This window comes from Streptomyces sp. NPDC093094 (assembly GCF_044754345.1).
In the GTDB taxonomy this organism is placed as follows: Bacteria; Actinomycetota; Actinomycetes; order Streptomycetales; family Streptomycetaceae; genus Streptomyces.
In genome coordinates, this window is the sequence record NZ_JBIVOX010000002.1 from 228,684 (window position 1) to 253,219 (window position 24,536).

Consider the following 24,536-nt stretch of genomic DNA (forward strand, 5'->3'; position numbering starts at 1 on the left):
TCTTCCCGGGGGCTCCGCCCGGGGCGCCTGCCGCTACGCCTCGCGGGTCCCGGCGTACATCTCGTCCAGCAGGTGCTGGTACTCCCGCTCCACCACCGGCCGCTTCAGCTTGAGGCTCGGTGTGATCTCGCCGTGCTCGACGTCGAGGTCCCGCGGCAGCAGCCGGAACTTCTTGATGGTCTGCCAGCGCTGGAGCCCGGAGTTGAGCTCCTGGATGTACCCCTCGACCATCTCCACCGTGGCGGGCGCCGCCACGATCTCGGCGTACGGCCTGCCCTCCAGGCCGTGGTCCGCGGCCCAGCCGGCGATCGCGGCCTCGTCGAGCGCGATGAGCGCCGTGCAGAAGTTCCGGTCGGCGCCGTGGACGAGGATGTTGGAGACGAACGGACAGACCGCCTTGAACTGTCCCTCGATCTCCGTCGGCGCGACGTACTTGCCGCCGGAGGTCTTGAACAGGTCCTTCTTGCGGTCGGTGATGCGCAGGTAGCCGTCCGGGGACAGCTCGCCGATGTCGCCGGTGTGGAACCAGCCGTCGGCCTCCAGGACCTCGGCGGTCTTGTCCGGCAGCCCGTGGTAGCCCTCCATGATGCCGGGGCCGCGCAGCAGGATCTCGCCGTCGTCGGCGATGCGCACCTCGGTCCCGGGCAGCGGCTTGCCGACCGTGCCGGTGCGGTACGCCTCGCCGGGGTTGACGAAGGACGCCGCCGACGACTCGGTGAGGCCGTAGCCCTCCAGGATGTGGATGCCCGCGCCGGAGAAGAAGTAGCCGATCTCGGGGGCGAGGGCGACCGAGCCGGACACGCACGCCCGCAGCCTGCCGCCGAACGCCTCCCGGAGCTTGGCGTAGACGAGGGTGTCGGCGACCTTGTGCTTGGCCGCGAGGCCGAACGGGGCACTGGCGGTGCCGGTGCGGCGGAAGTTGTCCTGGGTGACCTTGGCGTACTCGCGGGCGACACCGGCCGCCCACTGGAAGATCTTGTACTTGGCCGCGCCGCCCGCGCGGGCCTTGGCGGCGACGCCGTTGTAGACCTTCTCGAAGATGCGGGGCACGGCCGCCATGTAGGTCGGCTGGACGATCGGCAGATTCTCGATGATCTTGTCGACGCGGCCGTCGACGGCGGTGACGTGGCCGACCTCGATCTGCCCGGAGGTGAGCACCTTGCCGAAGACATGCGCGAGCGGCAGCCACAGGTACTGCACGTCGTCCGGCCCGACCAGGCCGGTCGAGGCGATCGCCTTGGCCATGTACGACCAGTTGTCGTGCGGCAGCCGCACACCCTTGGGGCGGCCGGTGGTGCCGGAGGTGTAGATGAGGGTGGCGAGCTGGTCCTTGGTGATCGCCGCGACCCGCTTCTTGATCAGCTCCGGGTCCTTCTCCAGCCGGGCGGCACCGCGGCTCTCCAGCTCGGCCAGCGACAGGATCCAGTCGCCGGTCTCCACGCCCTCGGTGTCGATCACCACGACATGGGTGAGCTCGGGCAGCTCGGCGCGCTTCTCCCGGGCCTTGGCGAGCTGCTCGGCGTTCTCCGCGATCAGCACCCGGCTGCCGGAGTCGGCGAGGATGTACGCGGCCTCGTCGGCGTTGGTCTGCGGGTAGACGGTCGTGGTGGCCGCTCCGGCGCACATGATGCCGAGGTCGGCCAGCAGCCACTCCACGCGGGTGCCGGCGGCGAGGGCGACGCGCTCCTCGGGCTGGAGACCCAGCTCGACGAGTCCGGCCGCGACGGCGTAGACCCGTTCGGCGGCCTGGGCCCAGCTCAGCGACTTCCATTCGTCGGGGCCCTGCCCGGAGGCGGCGGGTACGGGGTACCGGTACGCCTCGGCATCCGGCGTTGCCGCGACGCGCTCCAGGAAGAGGCCCGCGACGGACGGCGGACGGTTCTCGATCAGGGTCTGTGTGTCGCTCACGACATCCTCCGGGGCCCGCGACGATGCGGCTGGCTCAGGGCGGCTTGCGCCGACACTGGGGGGCTGTTTTCACTCACGAGCCGTTGTTTAACTCGCGAGTAACTATCGAGCAGGGACAGAGTAAAGGCCGACCGGCCCCCGCGTAAGGGCCCGCACCCTGTCACTTCCCACCGACATCGAGCCGTGACATGCGAAGGGGCCCGCCGCGCTCCCGCACGACGGACCCCTTCGTACCCCATTTACCGGGGCCCGGCAGTGTGACCCGCGGTCACTTCTTGCCCTTGGCCGACCCCGCGCTCTCGTCGCTGGACAGGACCGCGATGAAGGCTTCCTGCGGGACCTCCACGGAACCCACCATCTTCATCCGCTTCTTGCCCTCCTTCTGCTTCTCCAGCAGCTTCCGCTTACGGGAGATGTCACCGCCGTAGCACTTGGCGAGGACGTCCTTGCGGATGGCGCGGATGGTCTCGCGGGCGATGACCCGGGAGCCGATGGCAGCCTGGATCGGCACCTCGAACGCCTGCCGCGGGATCAGCTCGCGCAGCTTGGCGACGAGCCGCACCCCGTACGCGTACGCGGCGTCCTTGTGGGTGATCGCCGAGAAGGCGTCCACCTTGTCGCCGTGCAGCAGGATGTCGACCTTGACCAGGCTGGAGGTCTGCTCGCCGGTGGGCTCGTAGTCCAGGGAGGCGTAGCCGCGGGTCTTGGACTTCAGCTGGTCGAAGAAGTCGAAGACGATCTCCGCGAGGGGGAGGGTGTAGCGGATCTCCACCCGGTCCTCGGAGAGGTAGTCCATGCCGAGCAGGGTGCCGCGCCGGGTCTGGCACAGCTCCATGATCGAACCGATGAACTCGGTCGGGGCGAGGATCGTGGCGCGTACGACGGGCTCGTACACCTCGTTGATCTTGCCCTCGGGGAACTCGCTCGGGTTGGTGACGGTGTGCTCGGTGCCGTCCTCCATGACCACGCGGTAGACCACGTTGGGCGCGGTGGCGATCAGGTCGAGGCCGAACTCGCGCTCCAGCCGCTCACGGATCACGTCGAGGTGCAGCAGTCCCAGGAAGCCGACGCGGAAGCCGAAGCCGAGCGCGGCGGAGGTCTCCGGCTCGTAGACGAGCGCGGCGTCGTTGAGCTGGAGCTTGTCCAGGGCGTCGCGCAGCTCGGGGTAGTCGGAGCCGTCGAGCGGATACAGACCGGAGAAGACCATCGGCTTCGGGTCCTTGTAGCCGCCGAGCGCCTCGGTGGCGCCCTTGTGCTGGCTGGTGACGGTGTCACCGACCTTCGACTGGCGGACGTCCTTCACGCCGGTGATCAGATAGCCCACCTCGCCGACGCCCAGGCCGTCGGCCGGAAGCATCTCGGGCGAGTTGGTGCCGATCTCCAGCAGCTCGTGGGTCGCGCCCGTCGACATCATCCGGATCCGCTCACGCTTGTTGAGCTGACCGTCGATGACACGGACGTACGTGACCACACCCCGGTAGGAGTCGTAGACCGAGTCGAAGATCATCGCGCGGGCGGGGGCGTCCTTGACGCCGACCGGCGCGGGGATCTCGGCGACCACCTTGTCGAGCAGGGCGTCGACACCGAGGCCGGTCTTCGCGGAGACCTTGAGAACGTCGCTCGGGTCGCAGCCGACCAGGTTCGCCAGCTCCTCGGCGAACTTCTCGGGCTGCGCGGCCGGCAGGTCGATCTTGTTGAGCACCGGGATGATCGTGAGGTCGTTCTCCATCGCCAGGTACAGGTTGGCGAGGGTCTGTGCCTCGATGCCCTGGGCGGCGTCGACGAGGAGGACGGTCCCCTCACAGGCGGCGAGCGACCGTGAGACCTCGTAGGTGAAGTCGACGTGCCCGGGGGTGTCGATCATGTTGAGGATGTGCGTCTGGCTCTTGTCGTGAGTGGGAGCCCACGGCAGACGCACGGCCTGGGACTTGATCGTGATGCCGCGCTCGCGCTCGATGTCCATGCGGTCGAGGTACTGAGCGCGCATCTGCCGCTGCTCGACCACGCCGGTCAGCTGGAGCATCCGGTCGGCGAGCGTGGACTTGCCGTGGTCGATGTGCGCGATGATGCAGAAGTTGCGGATCAGAGCCGGGTCGGTACGGCTCGGCTCGGGCACATTGTTAGGGGTCGCGGGCACGCAGGGTCCTGTCTCTTGAGGCGCCTTATGCCTCGGGTCGGATCGATACGTAGCCTCCATGGTCCCACGGGTGGAGAGCGAAAGCCGGTTTGGGCCACCTGGAGGGCCGCTGGTACTCTGGGTGGCTGTGCCTCATGCCCTCTCAGCGCGAGGCACGACCCCAAGTAATCACCTGGTACGGGTCCCGGACATCTCCTGCCCGGAGCACTCCTGGCCCCGCACCTGAACCTGAAAAGGCTCATTCGTGGCGAACATCAAGTCCCAGATCAAGCGGATCAAGACCAACGAGAAGGCCCGGCTGCGCAACAAGGCCGTCAAGTCCTCCCTGAAGACCGCGATCCGCAAGGCCCGTGAGGCCGCTGCCGCGGGCGACGTCGAGAAGGCCACCGAGTACCAGCGCGCCGCTGCGCGTCAGCTCGACAAGGCCGTCTCCAAGGGCGTCATCCACAAGAACCAGGCCGCCAACAAGAAGTCGGCGCTTGCTTCCAAGGTCGCGTCCCTCAAGGGCTGACACTTGATTTGACCGCCGGGAGGAATCAGGGCGGGCCCTCTCTCATCCGCCCCCGACCGGTGCCCCGAGCCTGTACGCGGCCTGCGTTCGCCACGCGGGTACGGGCTCAGACAGCTTGAACCGAAGGCCCCGGTGTCCTTCCTTCCCCAGGACGGACACCGGGGCCTTCGCTGTGCCCGTCACGACCAGAAGTCGTCGGCCTTCTGCATGTCCGCGACACACTCGTCGAGGTCGCTGATCTTGTCCCCGACGATCCGGAAGACGATGCCGCCCATCTCGTCGATGTGCTTGCCGGCCCGGTCCGCGGTGAAGTGGTGCACGGTCATCGCATGTCCACGGCCGTCCACGAAGATGTGGCGCAGCTCGACCCGGAACGAGCCGCCCGTCTCCGAGGCCAGCCGGGCGTAGTAGTCGCCGAGGACCGAGTCGATGCCCTTGAAGTCCCCGGAGAGCGGGTGCGAGCCGGGCACATGGTGGGTGCAGTCCGCCGTCATCATGCTGCGCAGCGCGTCCATGTCCCCGCGCTGGAACGCCTCGTAACCTTCTCGGACAAGCTTGGCGTGCGGGTGTTCAGCCATGGCGATCGCCACCTTTCCCTGTTCGGCGATGGGTGGCTGACACGCACGATTCTCCTCTTCGCGGGAGTCAGCGTCCTCTGGAACGGGCGGCCCGCGCGATGATCACCACGGCCTTCTCCAGCGCGTACTCGGGGTCGTCACCGCCGCCCTTCACCCCGGCGTCCGCCTCGGCGACCGCCCGCAGCGCGACCGCCACCCCGTCCGCCGTCCAGCCGCGCATCTGCTGCCGGACCCGGTCGATCTTCCAGGGCGGCATCCCCAGCTCACGGGCGAGGTCGGCGGGCCGGCCGCCCCGGGCCGACGCCAGCTTCCCGATCGCCCTCACCCCCTGCGCGAGCGCGCTGGTGATCAGCACCGGGGCCACGCCGGTCGCCAGCGACCATCGCAGCGCCTCCAGCGCCTCCGCGGCCCGCCCCTCCACCGCCCGGTCGGCGACGGTGAAGCTCGACGCCTCGGCGCGGCCCGTGTAGTACCGGCCGACGACCGCCTCGTCGATGGTCCCCTCGACATCGGAGATCAGCTGCGACACGGCGGACGCCAGCTCCCGCAGATCGCTTCCGATGGCGTCGACCAGCGCCTGGCACGCCTCGGGCGTGGCAGACCGCCCCTGTGCCCGGAACTCCTGCCGTACGAAGGCCAGCCGGTCCGCCGGCTTGGTCATCTTCGGGCAGGCCACCTCACGCGCCCCGGCCTTGCGCGCGGCGTCCAGCAGGCCCTTGCCCTTGGCCCCGCCCGCGTGCAGCAGCACCAGCGTGATCTCCTCGGCGGGCGCTCCGAGGTACGCCTTCACGTCCTTGATCGTGTCGGCGGACAGGTCCTGCGCGTTGCGTACGACCACGACCTTGCGCTCCGCGAAGAGCGAGGGGCTGGTCAGCTCGGCGAGCGTGCCGGGCTGCAGCTGGTCCGGCGTCAGATCACGGACGTCCGTGTCGGCGTCGGCGGCTCTGGCGGCGGCCACCACCTGCTGCACGGCGCGGTCGAGCAGCAGGTCCTCCTGCCCCACGGCGAGCGTCAGAGGGGCGAGAGGGTCGTCATTCGCAGAGTTCCTGGCCATCGGGACAAGCATGGCACGGGCCACTGACAACGGGAGAGCTGCGCCGGGGGCACGAGGTTTCGGGGCGGGAAGCCCCGGGGCGGGAAGCCCCGGGACGGGAAACTACGGGACGGGAAACTACGGGACGGGAAACTACGGGGCGGGAAACTACGGGGCGGGAAACTACGGGGCGGGAAACTACGGGGCGGGAAACTACGGCTCCTCGCGCCAGCCGTCCCACTCGCCCGCGAACTCGTCCAGCTCCCGGGGGGCGAGCCGTCCCTCGTCGTCGTGCAGGAGCACCAGCCACTGGGCGTCCTCGGCGTCGTCCTCCCCGGCCAGCGCGTCCCGCACCAGCCGGGGTTCCTCGTCGACCCCGAACCGCTCCCTGAGTGCCTCGGCGGCCTCCTCCGCGGCATCCCGGTCGGGCAGCACCAGCACATGTCTCACATCGCTCACGGCCCCATTTTCCGGCACCCCCGGCCGTGCCCCGGCACAGGCCCCGTCCGCAGCCTCCTCACTCGGCCCGACGTACCTCGGGCACTCTGTCCAGCTCGATCCCGAACCGCTCCCGGTAGACCGCGAGCACCTCCTCGTCCGTCACCAGCTCCCGTACGTCCCGCGTGCCGTCGGGCGCCGTCGCCGTCAGGCTCCGCCCGCTGAGCGTGATCCGCCCTCCGTCCTCCGTGACCCGTGAACACACCAGTGACTGCCGGAAGTGCGACTGCGGCGAGGTGCTGTGCCACCACGCCCCGATCACGAAGTCCCCGAACAGCCGGGGCCTGGTCTCCAGCCGGTACTCCGCCCCACCGTTTTTGACGACGTCCAGGTCCGCGAAGCCGGCCCCGCCGCCGCCCGCGCCCGCGGCGTCCGGCCCCGCCTCGACGATCCGGAAGACCCCGCCGGGGTCCCTCTGTTCGTCGCGCGACCCCAGCTCCAGGGGCAGATGGCTGTGCGCGCCGAACCCCACGTCCGCCAGCCACTCGCCCCCGTCCACCGTCCCCACCCGCAGCGCGAGATGGTCGTAGGGGATCCCCGGGCGCCCTTCCTTCCCGTACACCCGTGCCGCGAGGTACGTCACCTCGAACCCCAGTGCGGCCAGCAACGCCCCGAAGGCCCCGTTGAGTTCGTAGCAGAACCCTCCCCTGCGCGCGCCCACCACCTTGTCCAGCAGCCTCTTCTCCTCCAGTCCGATCCCCTCGCCGAGATGTATCGCCAGGTTCTCGAAGGGCACGGTCCGCAGATGCCGCAGATGCAGATCACGCAGGACGTCGGCAGTGGGCCGTGCCGGGCGCTCGGCCCCGATACGGCGGAGATAGGCATCGATCTGTGCGGAGTTCATGCCCTCAGTCTCGCGCCACCCTCATCTCCTCCCCCTCACCGGCCACCGCCACCGAACCGCCCCGGTCCGTCCTCAGCACCACCGCGCCCTGATCCTGCAGCGCGGCGACCGTGCCCGGGGCCGGATGCCCGTAAGGGTTGTCCGCCCCGGCCGACACGAGCGCGAGCCTCGGTGCCACCCGGCGTATCAGGTCCGGGTCCTGGTACGCAGACCCGTGATGGGCGACCTTCAGCACATCCACGCCCTCCAGCAGCCCAGCCGCCGGCGACCGTGACAACGCCCGCTGGGCAGGCGGTTCGAGATCCCCGAGCAGCAGCATCCGCAGCCCCGCCGACCGGACGAACAACGTCACACTCGCGTCGTTCGGCCCCTCCGGCACGAACGGCGGCGCCCCAGGTGACACGGCCCCGCCGCGCGGCCCCGCAGGTGCTGCCGGACCGGTGCGCGGCCCCACGGACGCCACCGGACCGGTGTGCCGCGCTGCGGGTGCCGCCGGCCGTGGCGGCCACACCACCTCCCATGTCAGGTCACCGCTGCGCCGCCGCTCGCCCGCCACCGCCCGTGTGACCGGGACACGCCGCGCGGCCGCCTCCCCGCGCACGAACCGCACCTGCCCGACCGGCTCCTCGAACCCCGTCGTCTGGATCTCCCCCACGGCACGGCCCCGCAGCACGCCCGGCAGCCCCGCCACATGGTCGGCATGGAAATGGGTCAGCACCACCAGAGGCACCTTCGTGACGCCGAGCGCCCGCAGACAGCGGTCGACCGGCTCCGGATCGGGCCCCGCGTCCACCACCACCCCGCTCCCCGCACCGGCCGCCAGCACCAGCGCGTCGCCCTGACCCACGTCGCACATCGCCAGCCGCCAGCCCGGCGGCGGCCAGCCGGTGATCACCCTGCCCAACGGCGGCGGCTGCACCACCACGAGCAACAGCAGCGCCCCGCACACGGCACACAGCCACGGCCGGACCAGCAACCGTCTGCCCACGACCAGGACCGTCGCCGTGACCAGCACGAGCAGTGCCGCCCCCGCCCAGCCGCCCGGCCAGTCCACTCCCCCGCCGGGCAGGGCCGCCCCGGCCCGGGCCACGTCCGCGATCCACCCCACGGGCCACCCCGCCAGCCAGGCCAGGAACCCGGCCACCGGCATCGCGGCCGGTGCCACCGCCAACGCGGCGAAGCCCAGGACCGTCGCAGGCGCCACCGCGAACTCCGCGAAGAGGTTGCACGGCACCGCCACCAGGCTGACCCGCGCCGACAGCACCACCACGACCGGCGCGCACAGGGCCTGCGCCGCCCCGGCCGCCGCCAGCCCCTCGGCCAGCCGTGCGGGGACCCCGCGCCGCCGCAGCGCCGCGCTCCAGTGCGGTGCGACCGTCAGCAGGGCTCCCGTGGCCAGCACCGACAGCAGGAACCCGTAACTGCGCGCCAGCCAGGGGTCGAACAGCACCAGCAGCAGCACGGCCGTCGCCAGAGCCGGGATCAGCGATCTGCGGCGCCCGGTGACCAGGGCCAGCAGAGCGACCGCTCCACAGGCCGCGGCCCGCAGCACGCTCGGGTCCGGCCGGCACACCACGACGAACCCCAGCGTGAGCACCCCTCCCAGCAGCGCCGTGGTCCGCAGCGGGATGCCCAGGCGCGGGGCGACACCGCGGCGCTCGGCCCGCTGGGCCAGGCCGGGCGGGCCGAGAAGCAGGGCCAGCACGATCGTGAGGTTGCTCCCGGACACCGCCAGCAAGTGCGCCAGGTCGGTCTCCTTGAACGCCTCGTCCAGCTCCGGCGTGATCCGTGAGGTGTCCCCGACGACGAGCCCGGGCAGCAGCGCCCGCGCGTCCGCCGGAAGCTCCTCGCTGGCCTCGCGCAGCCCCGCCCGCAGCCGGCCCGCCAGACGCTGGGTCCCGGACGGTCGTCTCGTCACCTCCAAAGGCGCGGTCCCCCGCACTCTCAGCACTCCCGCGATCCGGTCACCGCCCACGACAGCCGGGGCCAGCCGGCCCGTCACCCGCAGCCGCGTCGAGGGCAGGACCTCCAGCCACGGCGACGCCCTCGGCTCTCCCGCGTCCGCCTCCGGTCCGGTGCCGCGCTCCCCCTCGTCGGCCATCACGAGCACGGGAGTCCTGGTCACCGACACCGACGCCACGCCCGCACGCCGTACCCGGCGCACCTCCGCCGGCACCAGCACGACGCCGGGCGCCATGCGGTTCCCCCTGACCCGCGGGCGGGAGAGCCGGGGATCGGCGGTGACCTCGACCTCCGCGGTCACCGTGGCGAACTCCCGTACCAGGCCCGGCACGGGCCCGCGCCTCGGATCGGCCCCGTGCAGCCCCGTCGAGGCGGCAGCCGCGGCGACACAGAGCAGCACGGCGGCCACCGCCCCGAACGACCACGCCCGTGAGCCGGACGTCCGCTCCGGCCCTTTGACGCCCCGGCCGCGTCGCCGCATGCCCTGGTCCGAGGCTCCCTCGGCTCTCCTCCGGGTTCCCGTCCTTCGCCCCCATGACGTCAGCAGCACCCCGGCCGCCGCGAGACAGGCGATCGTCACGGCGACGACCCACTGCGGCGGCGCGTCGATCAGGAGCGCGGCTGTCGCCCAGGCGGCGAGCGCGGGCGGCACGAGCCGCAGGTCGGCCGGTGCCTCCTGCCGGGGGTGGGCGGCTCCGAGGCGCCCGCCCGACGCGGTGTGCACCGCAGGACGCGCGTCCGGGGCCGGAGCGGCGGGATCCCCGCGCCCCCGCGCGGGTCCCGCGCCCGAAGTCCCTGGGACGTCCTGACCGGTGTTCATGGCCGTACCAGGTTCCGCAGATCGGCGAACCGGCGCTCGCCGATGCCGTCGACCTCGCGCAACTCGTCGACAGAGCGGAAGCCTCCGTGCTGTGTGCGGTAGTCGACGATGTGCTGCGCGAGCACGGGCCCGACACCGGGCAGCACGTCCAACTGCTCGACCGTGGCCGTGCTCAGGGACACCGGCACCGTGGGACCGGCGGGTGCCCCGGGACCGGCGGGCCCCGGAGGCCCGGGTGCGGCGCCGCCGGGAGAGCCGCCCCCGCCCGGACCCGTCGGCTCACCGACGATCACCTGCTCGCCGTCCATCAGGAAGCGGGCGCGGTTGAGGCCGTCGACGTTCGCGCCGGGCCTCACCCCTCCCGCCGCCCTCAGCGCGTCCGCGACCCGTGATCCGGCCGGCAGCCGGTGAATGCCGGGCTCACGGACCTTGCCGCTGACATCGACCACGATCTCGGCGGACGGCACGGCGGTCGCGCCGGTACCGACCGGTGGAGAGTCGGGTCCGGTGGAGGCGCCCGCTCCCTGCTCCTCGTAGGAACCGGCCGCGCGCACGATCTCGGGAGCCCTGACCGACTGCGTACGCCCGCTCCAGAAGTGCTGCACGGCCAGTCCCCCGGCCACGACCAGCACCATCGCGAGTGCGGCCACGCTCCGGCGCTCCAGCCCGCACCTGGCCTGCAGCCACAGGGGCATCCGCTCCCGCAGCGCGATCCCGAACCGGCCCTGCCGGGCATCGCCGTGGAGGCCGGGAGCCCCCTCGGCATCTCCGACCGGGCCCTGCCGGGCCTCGGCGCCTCGGTCCGGAGTGCCCGTCCGTTCGTCGCTCCGGCCGTCCTCGGCGCCGGATCCTCCTCCAGGCCCCGCCCTGACGGCTCCCTGCACCGGCGGGCCGGCACCCGCCTCCCTCAGTGGTGTCGGCCGCCCGGCGAACAGCGACTCCGCACGGCGGCGGAGTTCGTCGGCGGGCCTGTTCCCCTGTCCCTGCACAAGCCTGTGCCTGTGTCCGTGCAGGGCGGCCCTGCGGCGGTGACGGGCACGGCTGTCCGAGGACGGTCCCCGGCCGGGGCCGCTGGTCGCGGACGGTGTACGCGGATGTGATCGAAGTGCCATGCGTCGAGGATCACGCAGGGCCAGAGCCTGTGACGGTCCCGCTCAAGTTCCGTGGACCGTTCACCGGTTGTGGACAACTCCGCCACCCGAACGGGTGCACCGCCCCGGCACAGCCGGGCCGACCACAACGCGGAGGCGGTGGAGGCGGAGGCGCGGCAGAGCCACGGCGACGGTGGCGGAAGAGCCGGTCAGCCCGCCTTCTCAGCGCGCCGAGACCACGACTCCCAGCAGACCGGGCCCCGTGTGCGCCCCGATCACGGCTCCGACCTCGCTGACATGCAGGTCGACCAGCCCGGGCACATGCTTCCGCAGCCGGTCCGCGAGAGCGGCGGCCCGTTCGGGGGCGGCGAGATGGTGCACGGCGATGTCGACCTGTCCGGCGCCGGCCCGGTCGACGACGATCTCCTCCAGCCGGGCGATCGCCTTGGACGCCGTACGGACCTTCTCAAGCGGGCCGATCCGGCCGCCTTCGAGCTGGAGCAGCGGCTTCACGGCGAGCGCGGAGCCGAAGAGCGCCTGGGCGGCGCCGATCCGGCCACCGCGGCGCAGAAAGTCGAGGGTGTCGACGTAGAAGTAGGCGGAGGTGCCGGCGGCCCGCTTCTCCGCGGCCGCGGCGGCGTCGTCCACCGTGCCGCCCGACTCCGCGGTCTCGGCCGCGGTCAGCGCGCAGAAGCCGAGCGCCATCGCGACCATCCCGGTGTCCACCACCCGCACCGGGACGGGCGCCTCGCGGGCCGCGAGAACCGCCGCGTCATAGGTGCCGGACAGCTCCGCGGACAGATGGAGCGAGATGATGCCGGTCGCGCCGGACTCGGCGACCTTGCGGTAGTGCTGCGCGAACAGCTCGGGGTTGGGCCGCGACGTCGTGACGGGGCGTCGCTTCTGCAGCGCCTGTGCCACGGAGCGGGTGGAGAACTCGGTGCCCTCTTCGAGCACCTGGTCGCCGAGCACCACGCTCAGCGGGACCGCGGTGATGCCATGACGCTCCATCGTCCGCTGCGGCAGGTAGGCCGTTGAATCAGTGACGATCGCGACATGGCGGGACATGAGCTGGAGGTTACCTGGCGTAGCGCCCGTGCGGCAGTCCGGCCCTGTCCCCAGGGCCTGTGTGGCGGCCTCAGGTGGTGCTCTCGGGGCGGGGCTTCTTCTGCCAGGAGTGGGTGAGGCGCTGTCCGGGCGGGGTGATGGCCTGCCGTGCCGGTTCCTCCGCGGGCTGCTGTCGTGCTTCTTCCGGCCGGGTCCCACCGGCTGCCGCGCCCTCGGTGTGCGGCGCGTCGGACCATGCCGGCGGGGGCGTCGCGGACTCCGTCGTCGTCCAGTGCCGCAGGGCTCCCGCCTCCAGGTCGATCTGGGTGCTCAGGGAGTCCAGATCGTCCTCGGCGAAACGGCGGGCCCGGTCGCGGGCGGCCCAGCGCAGGGAGTCGGCCGAGCTGACGATGCGCTCGGTGCGTTCGCGCAGCGCGGGCAGGCGCTCCCCGAGCGTGGTCCGGTCCGGCTCCGACTCCAGACGCCTGAGCTCGGCGTCCAGCTCGTGGCCGTGTGCGCTGAGGCGGTCGAAGAGGCCGAGGGACTCCTTCAGGGACTCGTCCTCGGCCACCCCCGCGTGCAGCGCGTCCTGGGTCGCGCGCATCGAGGTGCGCAGGGACAGCCGGAGCTGGGCGATCTCACCCGCCGGGCCCGGCCGGCCGAGGGACTTGGCCCGCAGGGTGTGGTCCTCGACCGTGCGGCGGGCCTGGGTGAGGGTGCGGTCCACGCCGCGCTTGGCGGCACCGACCGCCTTCACCGTGGCGTAGGCGCCCGCCGCCAGGAAGAGCGCGAAAAGCAGGACGACGACTGCGATCACTGCTTCCACGACGCGCCTCCTCGGACCTTGCGCGGCACGCTCCGCGCCGCACTTCAAACGGTAAACGCTACGGGCAGGCCCGGAGTTCCAGAAGAACCCCGAACCTGCCCGTAGGGGACTACCCGGAGCCGGCCTCGAAGGCCGCCCCGGAACCCCGCTCACCGGCACGGACGCCCTGCCCCGTACCGGTCAGGCGACACCGATCAGGCGACAGCGGCCACGCGACACCGGTCACGCCGTGACGATGTTCACCAGCTTCGGCGCCCGCACGATCACCTTGCGGATGCCGGCCCCGCCCAGCGCGGCGACGACCTTCTCGTCGGCCAGCGCCACCTTCTCCAGCTCGTCCTCGGAGATGGTCGGCGGAACCTCCAGGCGGGCCTTGACCTTGCCCTTGACCTGGACGACACAGGTGACCGTCTCGTCGACCACGTACGCGGGGTCCGCCACGGGGAAGTCCCGGTGCACGACCGAGTCGGCGTGGCCCAGCTTGCGCCACAGCTCCTCGGCGATGTGCGGGGCCAGCGGCGCGACCAGCAGCACCAGTGCCTCGGCCACCGACCGCGGCACGGCCGCGCCGGCCTTGGTCAGGTGGTTGTTCAGCTCGGTGATCTTGGCGATGGCGGTGTTGAAGCGCATGCCCTCCAGGTCGCCGCGCACCCCGTCGATCGCCTTGTGCAGGGCACGCAGCGTGTCCTCGTCGGCCTCGGCGTCGACGACGGTGACCTCACCGCTGTCCTCGCCGACGATGTTGCGCCACAGCCGCTGCAGCAGCCGGAACTGGCCGACCACCGCGCGCGTGTCCCAGGGGCGCGACACGTCCAGCGGGCCCATCGCCATCTCGTACAGGCGCAGGGTGTCCGCGCCGTACTCGGCGCAGATCGCCTCCGGAGTGACCGCGTTCTTCAGGGACTTGCCCATCTTGCCCAGCAGTCGGGAGACCTTCTCGCCCTGGTGGTAGAAGGCGCCGTCGCGCTCCTCGATCTCGGCGGCGGGCACCGCGATGCCACGGCTGTCGCGGTAGACGTACGCCTGGATCATGCCCTGGTTGAACAGCTTGTGGAACGGCTCGGCCGAGGAGACATGGCCCAGGTCGAACAGGATCTTCGACCAGAAGCGCGCGTACAGCAGGTGCAGCACGGCGTGCTCGGCGCCGCCGACGTACAGGTCGACACCGCCGTGCGGCCGGCCCTCGCGCGGGCCCATCCAGTACTGCTCGATCGCCGGGTCGACCAGCTCCCGCTCGTTGTGCGGGTCCAGGTAGCGGAACTCGTACCAGCAGGAACCGGCCCAGTTGGGCATGGTGTTGGTCTCGCGGCGGTACTTGCGGGGACCGTCGCCCAGGTCCAGGGTGACGTTCACCCAGTCCTCGTTGCGCGACAGGGGCGTCTCGGGCTCGGTGTCGGCGTCGTCCGGGTCGAAGGTGCGCGGGGAGTAGTCCTCGACCTCCGGCAGCTCCAGCGGCAGCATCGACTCGGGCAGCGCGTGGGCGACGCCGTCCTCGTCGTAGACGATCGGGAAGGGCTCGCCCCAGTACCGCTGGCGGCTGAACAGCCAGTCGCGCAGCCGGAAGTTGACGGTGCCTTCGCCGATGCCCCGGCCCGCCAGCCAGTCGGTGATGCGCGCCTTGGCCTCGACGACGCCCAGGCCGTCCAGGGAGATGTCGTCGTGGGTGGAGTTGACGATCTTCGCGTCGTACGACACGAAGGCGTCGTCCCATGCGGCGGTGTCGGTGCCCCGGCCGTCGGTGGGCTCGACGACGCACTGGATCGGCAGCTCGAAGGCGCGCGCGAACTCGAAGTCACGCGCGTCGTGGCCGGGGACGGCCATGATCGCGCCGGTGCCGTAGCCCATCAGGACGTAGTCGGCGATGAAGACCGGGACCTTCTCGCCGTTGACCGGGTTGGTCGCGTAGGTGCCGATGAAGACGCCGGTCTTGTCCTTGGCCTCGGCCTGCCGCTCCACGTCGGACTTGGAGGCGGCCTGCGCGCGGTAGGCGGCGACGGCCTCGCCCGGGGTGGCGTGGCCGCCGGTCCACACGTCGTGGGTGCCCTCGGGCCAGGCGGCCGGGGTGAACTTCTCCACCAGCGGGTGCTCGGGCGCCAGCACCATGTAGGTCGCGCCGAACAGGGTGTCGGGACGGGTGGTGAAGACGGTGATGCGCTCGCCGTCGATCGGGAAGTCGACGCGGGCGCCCTCGGAGCGGCCGATCCAGTTGCGCTGCTGCAGCTTGATGGCCTCGGGCCAGTCCAGCTCCTCCAGGTCCTCCAGCAGGCGGTCCGCGTAGGCGGTGATACGCATGTTCCACTGGCGCAGCTTGGCCTTGAAGACGGGGTAGTTGCCCCGCTCGGAGCGGCCGTCGGCGGTGACCTCCTCGTTGGCCAGCACGGTGCCCAGGCCGGGGCACCAGTTGACCGGGGACTCGGAGGCGTAGGCCAGGCGGAACTCGCCCAGGACGTCGGAACGCTCGGCGGCGGTCAGCTCGCTCCACGGGCGCGTGTGGCCGGGCACGGCGCGCTCACCGGACTCGAACCGGGCGATCAGCTCGGAGATCGGGCGGGCCCTGCGGGCCTCGTCGTCGTACCAGGAGTCGAAGATCTGCAGGAAGATCCACTGGGTCCACTTGTAGTAGTCCGGGTCGATCGTGGCGAACGACCGGCGCTTGTCGTGGCCCAGGCCCAGCCGGCGCAGCTGGGACTTCATGTTGTTGATGGCGGCTTCGGTGGTGATCCGCGGGTGCTCACCGGTCTGGACGGCGTGCTGCTCCGCGGGCAGGCCGAAGGCGTCGAAGCCCAGGGTGTGCAGGACGTTGTGCCCGGTCATCCGCTGGAAGCGGGCGGTGACGTCGGTGGCGATGTAGCCCAGGGGGTGCCCGACGTGCAGGCCCGCACCCGACGGGTACGGGAACATGTCCATGATGAACTTCTTGGGCTTGGCGACCAGCTCGGGGTCGCCCGCCAGGTCACCGCTCGGGTTCGGCGCCTCATAGGTGCCGTCGGCGTCCCAGAAGTCCTGCCAGCGTGCCTCGATCTCCGCGGCCATGACGGCCGTGTAGCGGTGCGGCGCTGCCACCTCGGCTGCAGCGGGGTTCGTCTCGCTCATGATCCTCAAAGCTCCATCGATCGTCTCTGCCAGCGGAAATGAAAAATCCCCTCGCACAGGAGGGGACGCCGCGCCGATTCCGGCCACTGTCTTCACCCGTGGCCGGGACTGATCAGCGCGGCTCGCTAAGCAGAAGGCGTACGGCACGCATGGCGTCAGGGTACCGCAGCGCCCGAGCCGGTCGCGACGAGAGGGAAACACGTTCCGCTTACACCACGTCACGCACAGGCGCCACCGCAAGCGCTCACTGGGACCAACATCACACCGGAGAAAGTTGAACCAAGGTCAAAAGTTACTTCGCGTAACGGACGCTAAGGGGGCAACACAACGAGCCGATTGTCCTTTGGTAACAACGCAATAACTCAAACCTGGTACTCGCCGGTATGACGCGACCTAGAGTTCGGCAGCGGGACCGCTTTCCCGAACCGCTCGGAGTTGCCCCCATGAACCCTCGACGTAGTACCACCTCGCTCCCCAAAGCCGGACGCTCGGCCTACGGGGCGGCGACGGCTGCCGTCCTATTCCTCATACCCGTGATCGTGCTGGTCGGAGGTGACCAGGTCCGGGACTTCCTCAATTTCGGCGCCGGCGTGCTGTCCCTCGTGTCGCTCAGCTGCTCGGTGATCTGGGGACTCGTCGCACAGGACCGCATCTTCCTGAACACGCGCCAGCGGATCGTCGGCCAGGCGGTGCACCGGAGCACCGCGGTCGCCTCGATCGCCTTCCTGCTGCTGCATGTCAGCACCAAGCTCGCCCTCGACCACGTCGACCTGGTCGCCGCGGTGATCCCCTTCTCGCTCGGCGTCACCGGCAGCGCGGGCCTCATCGGCCTGGGTTCCCTGGCCGGACTTCTGATGATCTTCGTGGGCATCACAGGTGCCCTGCGGAGCGCCTTCGCCTCCCCCGCCCCGGTCGCGGCCCGCTGGCGGGCCATGCACATGCTGGCCTACCCGGCCTGGTGCGCCGCCCTGCTGCACGGCCTCTACGCGGGGCGCGAGGCCAAGCCGATCTTCATCATCCTCTACGGCCTGTCCCTCACGGGCGTGATCGTCGCCCTCGCCCTGCGTGCCGCGCCGCGCCAGTTCAAGCGCAAGATCGCCGACCGGATCGCCGCGGTGCTCGGCACGGAGGGTCCGGGCCGCGAGGAGCCGCCCGCGGGCCGGGGCCGGACGACGGAGTCCGCGCTGCCGGGTTACGGGAACCGCGACGCGAAGCCGCCGCGGCCGCGCACGGCGCCCGAGCAGTACGAGGCCCCCGCCGAGCGCACCCAGGGCTTCGCGGCCGCCTACCGGGCCGTCACGCGACCGCCGCAGGAGGAACAGGCGTTCGCCGCGGCCGAGACCGCGCGGATGAACATCCCCGACTACCAGGGCGCGGACTTCCAGGGCACCCAGTCGCTCCCGCGCACGGAGGGCGTCTCCTCGACCTCCGGCACCTGGCCTGTCCCGTCCCCGCCGCCGGTCGGCGAGGCCCCGCCGTCGGCCTACGACCCGCTCACGGACACGGGATACACCATCCCCACCTATGGCAATCCGGGCACCGAAGGCTACGGGTCCAGTGACGTGTACGACACCAATGAGTCGAACGGCTCCTACGGCACGTACAACCCGAATGACACGTACAACAGCGGTCCCGCCACAGAACCATTCCCCGGTGCCTCCTACGACTACGAGGCACCGGGTTCGGGCGAACCTTGGAACACGCCTTCCGGAGGCTTTAAGTGAACGAGGCCCTGCCCGACGTCCCGGAAGTCCGCGTCGTCGGACTTCCACAGCTCACGTCTGGCTTCGACCTTGTCGAAAGGCTCGACCTGCCCATGCACCTCAAGGTGCACGGGCCGCTCGAGCCCATGGGCGGCGAGCAGCTCGCCCAGCTCGCCGAACGCATCAACCTCAAGGGCCGCGGCGGCGCGGGTTTCCCCTTCAGCAAGAAGCTGCGGTCGGTCGCCGAGTCGGCGATCCGCCGCGGCGTACGTCCGGTCGTCGTCGTCAACGGCAGTGAGGACGAACCGGCCTGCCGCAAGGACACGGTGCTGATCAACCGTGCCCCGCACCTGATCCTGGACGGTGCGCTGCTGTGCGCCGAGGCGCTCGGCGCCCGCACGCTCGTCATCGGGGTCACCCGCGAGTCCACCCAGCGCTCGATGGAGGCCGCGCTCGCCGAGCGCGGCCTGAGCAACGGGCGGAGGTCGGCGCTGCGCGCACGCGTGCAGCGCAATCCCGTGCGCATGGTCACCGGCGCCGCCGCCTCGCTGATCCGGTCCGTCGACGGCGGCCCGGCGGTCCCGCCGGGCCGCAAGATCAGCGCCTCGCAGAGCGGCGTGGGCGGCGCGCCCACCCTGCTGTCGAACGCCGAGACGTTCGCCCAGCTGGCCATCGCCGCCCGCATCGGCCCGGAGCGCTACGGCAACACGGGCCTGTACGACGAGCCGGGCACCGTCATGCTGACGGTCTCCGGCGCGGTCGCGCGCCCGATGGTGATCGAGGTCCCCACGGGCGTGCCGCTGCGCTACGTCCTGCAGCTGGCCGGCGCCCCGCCGGTCCCGCAGGGCGTGCTGACCGGCGGCTACCACGGCAAGTGGATCGACGCGGCGACCGTGAACGAGGCGATCGTCTCGCGCAACTCCCTGGACGCGGTGGGCGGTTCGCTGGGCGCCGGCGCCATCCTGCCGATCAGCCAGGAGACCTGCCCGCTGGGTGAGTCGCTGCGCGTGGCGCAGTGGCTGGCGGAGGAGAGCGCGGGCCAGTGCGGCCCTTGCTACCTCGGCCTGCCGGCCGCCGCGCGCGGGATGGAGGAGATCCTCAACGGCGGCGGACCCGCCGCCCTGGAGGCGGTGAAGCAGGTCGCCAAGAGCGTGAAGCGGCGCGGCGCGTGCTCGCACCCGGACGGCTCCGCGATGTTCCTGGAGTCGACCATCAAGGCGTTCACCGACGACCTCGCGGCGCACGTCCTCGGAAACGGCTGCGGAAGGCCCGTGGAAGGCGTTCTGCCGCTCTTCGAGGGCGGCAGGGCCCCTACGGGCATCCCCGGCGGCGCGGAGGCCGAGGAGACCGGCCCCAGCCGTCAGAAGATCTTCGTCGACTGGACGCTGTGCCGCGGCCACGGCCTGTGCGCGGACATCCTGCCGGAGGTCTTCGAGCTGGGCGCCGACGGCTTCCCCACCGTCGCCCAGGCATCGGTGCCCCGAGCCGCCGAGGCCAAGGCTCTACGCGCGGTGCGTCGCTGCCCCGCGCTGGCCCTGCGCCTCGAAGAGGACACCCGCTCGCAGCAGCCGGCCCGCAACAACCTGCCGGTCCTGTCGCAGGGCCGCGGACGGCGGGCCCTCGGCCGCTGAGCCCTCGGGCTCAGCGGCCGGGGCCTGCCCCGGCCCGTCCCTAGAAAACGAAAGATCCCGCCGGACCATTTCGGTCCGGCGGGATCTTGTCTGTGGAGCTAAGGAGAATTGAACTCCTGACCTCCTGCATGCCATGCAGGCGCTCTACCAACTGAGCTATAGCCCCTTGCGGTGTGCCGTCCGCTTCGTTTTCCCTTTCGGGCCCCCTCGCGGCGACACAGAGAACATTACACGGTCCCCCCGGTGGAACACCAAATCGTTTCCGCCCTGCGGCGTTACATCCCTCGATGTCCGATCCGCCCGGAGCGGCCCGACCCGGGATCGGCAGATCCCGGTGTCAGGCCGTGACGAACGAATAGAACCGTTTGAGCGTGCAGTGCTCCTCCAGAAGCCGGCCGTAGATCGGCTCGCCCTCCAGCTCACGGTAGGTCTCGATCGGGTCGCCTTTTATGATCAGCGCCCGCGCGCATTCCTCGCACCAGTACTGGTAGTCGGGATTCACCGGTTCCATGTCCCGGACGATCGGCGTACCGCTCCCGCACCAGTCGCACTTTCGCCTGTGTGCACCCATCGATCAGCTCCAGCTGTGGCCGCAGGCCGTGCACACGTACGAGATCCCGCCGTTGTCGCCGAGCACTTGGGCCACATGCGCGGAACCGCAGGAAGGGCAGCTGAGCCGGGTGGCCGTGTTCCGTGTCAACGCTGCTTCGCCGAGGAGGTGGTCGACCTCCTCGAGGATGCTCGCAGGCATCACCACTCCCTCCCGTCGGGCCGCGCCCCCTTCCGGCCGTTTGATTCTGCCACGGCCGGACCGATACGGTCAGCGACGCCGTGGTACCAGTCCGGCCACAGCACCCATAAAAGCGGTTCCGGCCAGCGCGCACATGCACACCCACAGCGCTTCTGCAGAGGTATACGCCCCCGGGGCCCCGAGTGACTCAAGCCGGTTCAGGAACAGTGTGCCGAAGGCCGCGACGCCGACGAGCTGACCGAGCTGGGTGACGGTGGCCAGCAGTCCGCTGGCGTCCGCGGCGTCCTCGGGCCGCACCGTGGACAGCGCCCGGGTCAGGGTCGGGCTGTAGGCGAGCGCGAGACCCACGCCCACGGCGGCGTACGCCACGAACACCACCGCTCCCCCGTCCCCGCCGCCCTTGAGCGCCCAGCCCGCCCCGGCCAGAGCGGCCGTGGTGAGCACGAACCCCGCCGGGACGAGCGCCCGCCGGAGGGAGGCGGGCCACCTGCTCCAGGTCAGCCCGACCGCACCGAAGACGACGGCGGTCGGCGCGAACGTGAGCCCCGCCCGCAGCGCGCCCTGTCCGAGGCCGCCCTGGAGATGCAGGGTGAGGGTGAACAGGAAACCGGCGTTGACGGCCATCACCGCCAGGATCCGTACGACGGCCAGGGCCATGCCCGGACGCCGCAGCACCCGCGGCGCGATCAGCGGGGCGCCGCCATGCCGGGCGAGCCGCACCTCGTAGCCGCAGAACAGCGCGAAGAGCACCGCGGCGGCGGCGAGCGACAGCCAGGACCACAGCGGCCAGTCCGTCTCCTGCCCCAGCACCAGCGGCACCGTGAACAGCGACACGGCCGCGCCCAGCAGCACCAGGCCGGGCACGTCGAGGGGGCGCACCCGCTCCTCGGCCGGGGCCTGGCCCCGCGGCAGGACCCGCCGGCCGGCGAACAGCAGGGCCACGCCCACCGGGACGTTCACCAGGAACACCGGCCGCCAGCCGGTGCCGAACAGGTCGGCGCTGACCAGCACGCCCCCGAGGATCTGGCCTGATGCCGCGCCGACCGCGAGGACGGCCGAGTAGGCGCCGAGCGCCCGCACCCGGGCCTCGCCGGTGAACGTCCGCTGGATCAGGCTCAGCACCTGCGGGATCATCAGCGCCGACCCGGCGCCCTGCACCAGCCGGAAGGCGATGAGCTGGCCCGCCCCCTGGGCCAGGCCGCAGGCGAGCGAGGCGGCCGTGAAGAGGGCCAGCCCCATGAGGTGGACGCGGCCGTGGCCCATCCGGTCGCCGAGCCGGGCGCCGGTGATGAGCAGCACGGAATAGGTGACGGTGTATCCGGCTATCACCAACTGCAGTTCGGCGCCGGAGGCGTCGAGGTCGGAACTGATCGTCGGGGCCGCGACGTTCACGATGAAGACGTCGAGCAGAGCCATGAACATGGCCACGAGCACGACAGCGAGCAGCGGCCGGGGGCCGTTGTCAGCGCCGGGCGCTTTACTGGACGCAGGAGTTGAGGCGGGCGGCGAAGCCGGACCCGTGTGCGGAGTCGTCGTCATGCCTGGAGCCTGACGACCCTTCGATACGGGTGCCGAGAGCCCGCCGATGCTGGTACTGGCAGCACCTGGCAAGGCCGGGCGCTGCGGGCCGACGATGGACGCGTACCGACGGGGGTCGTGACGATGGGGGACGTGACGGTGGGGAACGCGACAGCGGGAAACGGCACGAAGGGACACCCGGCGAGGGCGCGCTCGGGAGGGATGCCGGGGCCGGTGACGGCGGACACGGCGGCGGGGGCCGCACAGCGCCGCCGGCCCGAGCTCGCGGCCTTTCTGCGCGGCAGGCGTGCCCGGGTGACTCCGGCCGACGTGGGGATGCCACCGGGCCTGCGACGTCGCACCCCGGGGCTGCGCCGCGAGGAGGTCGCCCAGCTCTCGGGGGTGGGTGTGACCTGGTACACCTGGCTGGAGCAGGGCCGGCCGATCAACGCCTCGGCGCAGGTCCTGGACGCGGTGGCCCGCACCCTGCGGCTGGACGCGCCGGAGCGGGAGCATCTGTACCACCTGGCCGAAGTGCCGTACACGCCCGCGCCGGAGGCGATGACACGGGCCGTGGGCCCCGAGATCCAGGGCATCCTCGACGCCCTCGACCCGCGCCCCGCGGTGGTCTACAACGCGCGCTACGACGTCCTGGCCACCAACACCACCTATCTCCAGCTGTTCTTCGCCGACCGGCCTCGGCCCGACCGGCCGAACGCGCTGTGGACGCTGTTCCAGGAGCCCGAGGAGACCTGCCCGGTGCTGTTCCGGGAGGAGGAGCTGCCCTTCATGGTGGCCACGCTGAGGGCGGCCTACGGGACCCACGCCGGGGAGCCCGCCTGGGAGGACTTCATACGCCGGCTGTCGGCGGCCAGCCCGCTCTTCACCCGGCTGTGGGAGTCCGGTGACGTACGGCAGCCCGGGCAGCGTGTGAAGACGTTCCGGCACTCGCTGGCGGGCACCTTGCGGATGACGTCGCAGTCGTTGTCGATCGACGGGATACCGGAGTGCCGGATCGTCGTCTACACACCGGACGACGAGGAGACGGTCCGCGGCATGGCGCTGCTGCGGGAGCGGTGCCGGGAGGGGCAATGAAAAAATCCCGCCCCCTGACCGGGGACGGGATCTCATCCACTGTTCTTTGACAACTCGACAGAGTGTCGTTCTGTGGAGCTAAGGAGAATTGAACTCCTGACCTCCTGCATGCCATGCAGGCGCTCTACCAACTGAGCTATAGCCCCTTGCGTTCTTCCCGCTCGGCGGGGCGAACAAGAAGAACTTTAGCCTGCGACCTGCCGGAAAGTGAAATCCGGGTCTCCGGAGGGGTCGCGGGCCGTGGTGCGCGGGCTCAGTCGTCGTCGCCGAGGACCGGCTCGGGCAGGGTGCCGGCGTTGTGCTCCAGCAGGCGCCAGCCGCGGGCGCCCTCGCCGAGGACGGACCAGCAGCAGTTGGAGAGGCCGCCCAGGCTCTCCCAGTTGCGGGCCTCCAGGCCGAGGAGACGGCCGATGGTGGTCCGGATGGTGCCGCCGTGGCTGACGACGACGAGCGTGCCGTCCTCGGGCAGCTTCTCGGCGTGCCGCAGCACGACGGGGGCGGCGCGGTCGGCGACCTCGGTCTCCAGTTCGCCGCCGCCACGGCGGACCGGCTCACCGCGCTTCCAGGCGGCGTAGTCGGTGCCGTGCCGGGTGATGATCTCGTCGTGCGTCAGCCCCTGCCAGACACCCGCGTACGTCTCGCGCAGGCCCTCGTCCTTGGAGACGTCCAGGCCGGTGAGCACAGCGAGCTCGGCGGCCGTGTCCGCGGCCCGCTTCAGGTCGGAGGCGATGATCGCGTCGGGGCGCAGGGAGGCCAGCAGCCGGGCGGCGCGGCGGGCCTGGGCCACACCGGCCTCGGTCAGGTCGACGTCCGTGGTGCCCTGGAAGCGGCGCTCCACGTTCCAGGAGGTCTGGCCGTGCCGCCAGAGGATGATGCGACGGCCGCGGCCGGGCGTCCGGTCGGGTCCGGCACCCGGTGCGGTCATCGCCACTCACCGCCTGTCTCGGCCACGTCCTCGGCGGCCTGCAGCTTGGCGTGCTCCTCGGCCTTGCCGCGGGTGGCCTTGGCGTCGGCGGGCAGCTCGATCTCGGGGCAGTCCTTCCACAGCCGCTCCAGGGCGTAGAAGACGCGCTCCTCGCTGTGCTGGACGTGCACGACGATGTCGACGTAGTCGAGCAGGATCCAGCGGGACTCGCGGTCGCCCTCACGGCGCACCGGCTTGGCGCCGAGTTCCTTCAGGAGCCGCTCCTCGATCTCGTCGACGATCGACTTGACCTGGCGGTCGTTGGGTGCGGACGCCAGCAGGAAGGCGTCCGTGATCGACAGCACGTCGCTGACGTCATAGGCGATGACGTCGTGGGCGAGCTTGTCGGCGGCCGCCTGGGCGGCGATGTTGATGAGCTCGATGGAACGGTCGGTGGCGGTCACTACATGGCTTTCCGTCGGCGGTCACTGGACATCAAGGGTCTCACGGACCACCGACGGCACCCCACGCGAATAAATCCGGCCCTCCCGCCCGGCGCCGTGTCCGACGGCGCCGGGAGGTGGTT

The 24,536-nt window shown here is 71.3% G+C and carries 20 protein-coding genes and 2 tRNA genes; 4 read left to right on the forward strand and 18 right to left on the reverse strand.

Annotated features, from left to right (window positions below; translation table 11 throughout):
* Positions 1-33: 33 nt before the first annotated feature.
* Both ACIQGV_RS03885 and lepA read right to left on the reverse strand, forming a co-directional pair.
* Positions 34-1,908 carry an AMP-dependent synthetase/ligase gene (locus ACIQGV_RS03885; protein ID WP_402490041.1) on the reverse strand — a complete coding sequence of 625 codons (1,875 nt, stop codon included), beginning with the start codon at positions 1,906-1,908 and terminating at the stop codon, positions 34-36.
* A 268-nt stretch (positions 1,909-2,176) separates the two neighbouring features.
* The gene (lepA, locus tag ACIQGV_RS03890) at positions 2,177-4,045 is read right to left on the reverse strand and encodes a translation elongation factor 4 (protein WP_402490044.1); all 1,869 of its coding nucleotides are present in this window, start codon (positions 4,043-4,045) and stop codon (positions 2,177-2,179) included.
* Between the two features lie 244 nt (positions 4,046-4,289).
* Here lepA and rpsT point away from each other — a divergent pair, with 244 nt between their 5' ends.
* On the forward strand, positions 4,290-4,556 hold the full coding sequence (rpsT, locus tag ACIQGV_RS03895) for a 30S ribosomal protein S20 (protein ID WP_015660447.1): 267 nt from the start codon (positions 4,290-4,292) through the stop codon (positions 4,554-4,556).
* A gap of 179 nt (positions 4,557-4,735) precedes the next feature.
* Here the strand turns inward: rpsT and ACIQGV_RS03900 are convergent, their stop codons facing one another.
* From ACIQGV_RS03900 to leuS, 9 genes are all read right to left on the reverse strand, one after another.
* Complete coding sequence (locus tag ACIQGV_RS03900) at positions 4,736-5,134, reverse strand: nuclear transport factor 2 family protein (RefSeq protein ID WP_402490046.1); 399 nt, start codon at positions 5,132-5,134, stop codon at positions 4,736-4,738.
* A gap of 67 nt (positions 5,135-5,201) precedes the next feature.
* The gene (gene holA / locus ACIQGV_RS03905; RefSeq protein ID WP_402490049.1) at positions 5,202-6,188 is read right to left on the reverse strand and encodes a DNA polymerase III subunit delta; all 987 of its coding nucleotides are present in this window, start codon (positions 6,186-6,188) and stop codon (positions 5,202-5,204) included.
* A gap of 192 nt (positions 6,189-6,380) precedes the next feature.
* Positions 6,381-6,626 carry a hypothetical protein gene (locus ACIQGV_RS03910; RefSeq protein WP_402490052.1) on the reverse strand — a complete coding sequence of 82 codons (246 nt, stop codon included), beginning with the start codon at positions 6,624-6,626 and terminating at the stop codon, positions 6,381-6,383.
* Between the two features lie 58 nt (positions 6,627-6,684).
* Positions 6,685-7,509, reverse strand: a complete 825-nt coding sequence (locus tag ACIQGV_RS03915) for an arylamine N-acetyltransferase (RefSeq protein ID WP_402490055.1) — start codon at positions 7,507-7,509, stop codon at positions 6,685-6,687.
* A 4-nt stretch (positions 7,510-7,513) separates the two neighbouring features.
* Positions 7,514-10,195 (reverse strand): ComEC/Rec2 family competence protein, encoded by a 2,682-nt coding sequence (locus tag ACIQGV_RS03920; protein ID WP_402490058.1) that lies wholly within the window; start codon positions 10,193-10,195, stop codon positions 7,514-7,516.
* Between the two features lie 92 nt (positions 10,196-10,287).
* Positions 10,288-11,403 carry a helix-hairpin-helix domain-containing protein gene (locus tag ACIQGV_RS03925; RefSeq protein ID WP_402490061.1) on the reverse strand — a complete coding sequence of 372 codons (1,116 nt, stop codon included), beginning with the start codon at positions 11,401-11,403 and terminating at the stop codon, positions 10,288-10,290.
* A 201-nt stretch (positions 11,404-11,604) separates the two neighbouring features.
* Positions 11,605-12,450: a DegV family protein gene (locus ACIQGV_RS03930; RefSeq protein ID WP_402490063.1), complete on the reverse strand. Its 846-nt coding sequence runs from the start codon at positions 12,448-12,450 to the stop codon at positions 11,605-11,607.
* Between the two features lie 70 nt (positions 12,451-12,520).
* Entirely contained in the window at positions 12,521-13,255 is a 735-nt protein-coding gene (locus ACIQGV_RS03935; protein ID WP_402490066.1) for a hypothetical protein, read from the reverse strand.
* A gap of 222 nt (positions 13,256-13,477) precedes the next feature.
* Positions 13,478-16,348 carry a leucine--tRNA ligase gene (leuS, locus tag ACIQGV_RS03940; protein WP_402490069.1) on the reverse strand — a complete coding sequence of 957 codons (2,871 nt, stop codon included), beginning with the start codon at positions 16,346-16,348 and terminating at the stop codon, positions 13,478-13,480.
* Between the two features lie 443 nt (positions 16,349-16,791).
* Here leuS and ACIQGV_RS03945 point away from each other — a divergent pair, with 443 nt between their 5' ends.
* Together ACIQGV_RS03945 and ACIQGV_RS03950 are read left to right on the forward strand one after the other, a co-directional pair.
* Positions 16,792-18,072 carry a cytochrome b/b6 domain-containing protein gene (locus ACIQGV_RS03945; RefSeq protein ID WP_402490072.1) on the forward strand — a complete coding sequence of 427 codons (1,281 nt, stop codon included), beginning with the start codon at positions 16,792-16,794 and terminating at the stop codon, positions 18,070-18,072.
* Positions 18,069-19,682 (forward strand): NADH-ubiquinone oxidoreductase-F iron-sulfur binding region domain-containing protein, encoded by a 1,614-nt coding sequence (locus ACIQGV_RS03950; RefSeq protein WP_402490074.1) that lies wholly within the window; start codon positions 18,069-18,071, stop codon positions 19,680-19,682. Before ACIQGV_RS03945 ends, ACIQGV_RS03950 begins: the two co-directional genes overlap by 4 nt.
* Positions 19,683-19,775: 93 nt before the next feature.
* On the opposite strand, the gene ACIQGV_RS03955 is transcribed toward ACIQGV_RS03950, so the two are convergent.
* The 4 genes from ACIQGV_RS03955 to ACIQGV_RS03970 all read right to left on the reverse strand — a co-directional run bounded on the left by ACIQGV_RS03955 (position 19,776) and on the right by ACIQGV_RS03970 (position 21,855).
* Positions 19,776-19,848: transfer RNA gene (locus ACIQGV_RS03955), tRNA-Ala, on the reverse strand.
* Between the two features lie 171 nt (positions 19,849-20,019).
* On the reverse strand, positions 20,020-20,253 hold the full coding sequence (locus tag ACIQGV_RS03960) for a hypothetical protein (RefSeq protein ID WP_003976229.1): 234 nt from the start codon (positions 20,251-20,253) through the stop codon (positions 20,020-20,022).
* 3 nt (positions 20,254-20,256) lie between these two features.
* Positions 20,257-20,433, reverse strand: coding sequence for a hypothetical protein (locus ACIQGV_RS03965; protein ID WP_402490077.1), 177 nt, complete (start codon positions 20,431-20,433; stop codon positions 20,257-20,259).
* 69 nt (positions 20,434-20,502) lie between these two features.
* Positions 20,503-21,855, reverse strand: coding sequence for an MFS transporter (locus tag ACIQGV_RS03970; protein ID WP_402490080.1), 1,353 nt, complete (start codon positions 21,853-21,855; stop codon positions 20,503-20,505).
* 318 nt (positions 21,856-22,173) lie between these two features.
* Between ACIQGV_RS03970 and ACIQGV_RS03975 the strand changes: the two genes are divergently transcribed.
* Entirely contained in the window at positions 22,174-23,046 is an 873-nt protein-coding gene (locus ACIQGV_RS03975) for a helix-turn-helix transcriptional regulator (RefSeq protein WP_402490083.1), read from the forward strand.
* 73 nt (positions 23,047-23,119) lie between these two features.
* On the opposite strand, the gene ACIQGV_RS03980 is transcribed toward ACIQGV_RS03975, so the two are convergent.
* From ACIQGV_RS03980 to rsfS, 3 genes are all read right to left on the reverse strand, one after another.
* Positions 23,120-23,192: transfer RNA gene (locus tag ACIQGV_RS03980), tRNA-Ala, on the reverse strand.
* A gap of 107 nt (positions 23,193-23,299) precedes the next feature.
* Positions 23,300-23,971 carry a histidine phosphatase family protein gene (locus ACIQGV_RS03985; RefSeq protein WP_402490086.1) on the reverse strand — a complete coding sequence of 224 codons (672 nt, stop codon included), beginning with the start codon at positions 23,969-23,971 and terminating at the stop codon, positions 23,300-23,302.
* Complete coding sequence (gene rsfS / locus ACIQGV_RS03990; RefSeq protein WP_402490089.1) at positions 23,968-24,414, reverse strand: ribosome silencing factor; 447 nt, start codon at positions 24,412-24,414, stop codon at positions 23,968-23,970. Before rsfS ends, ACIQGV_RS03985 begins: the two co-directional genes overlap by 4 nt.
* Positions 24,415-24,536 lie beyond the last annotated feature (122 nt).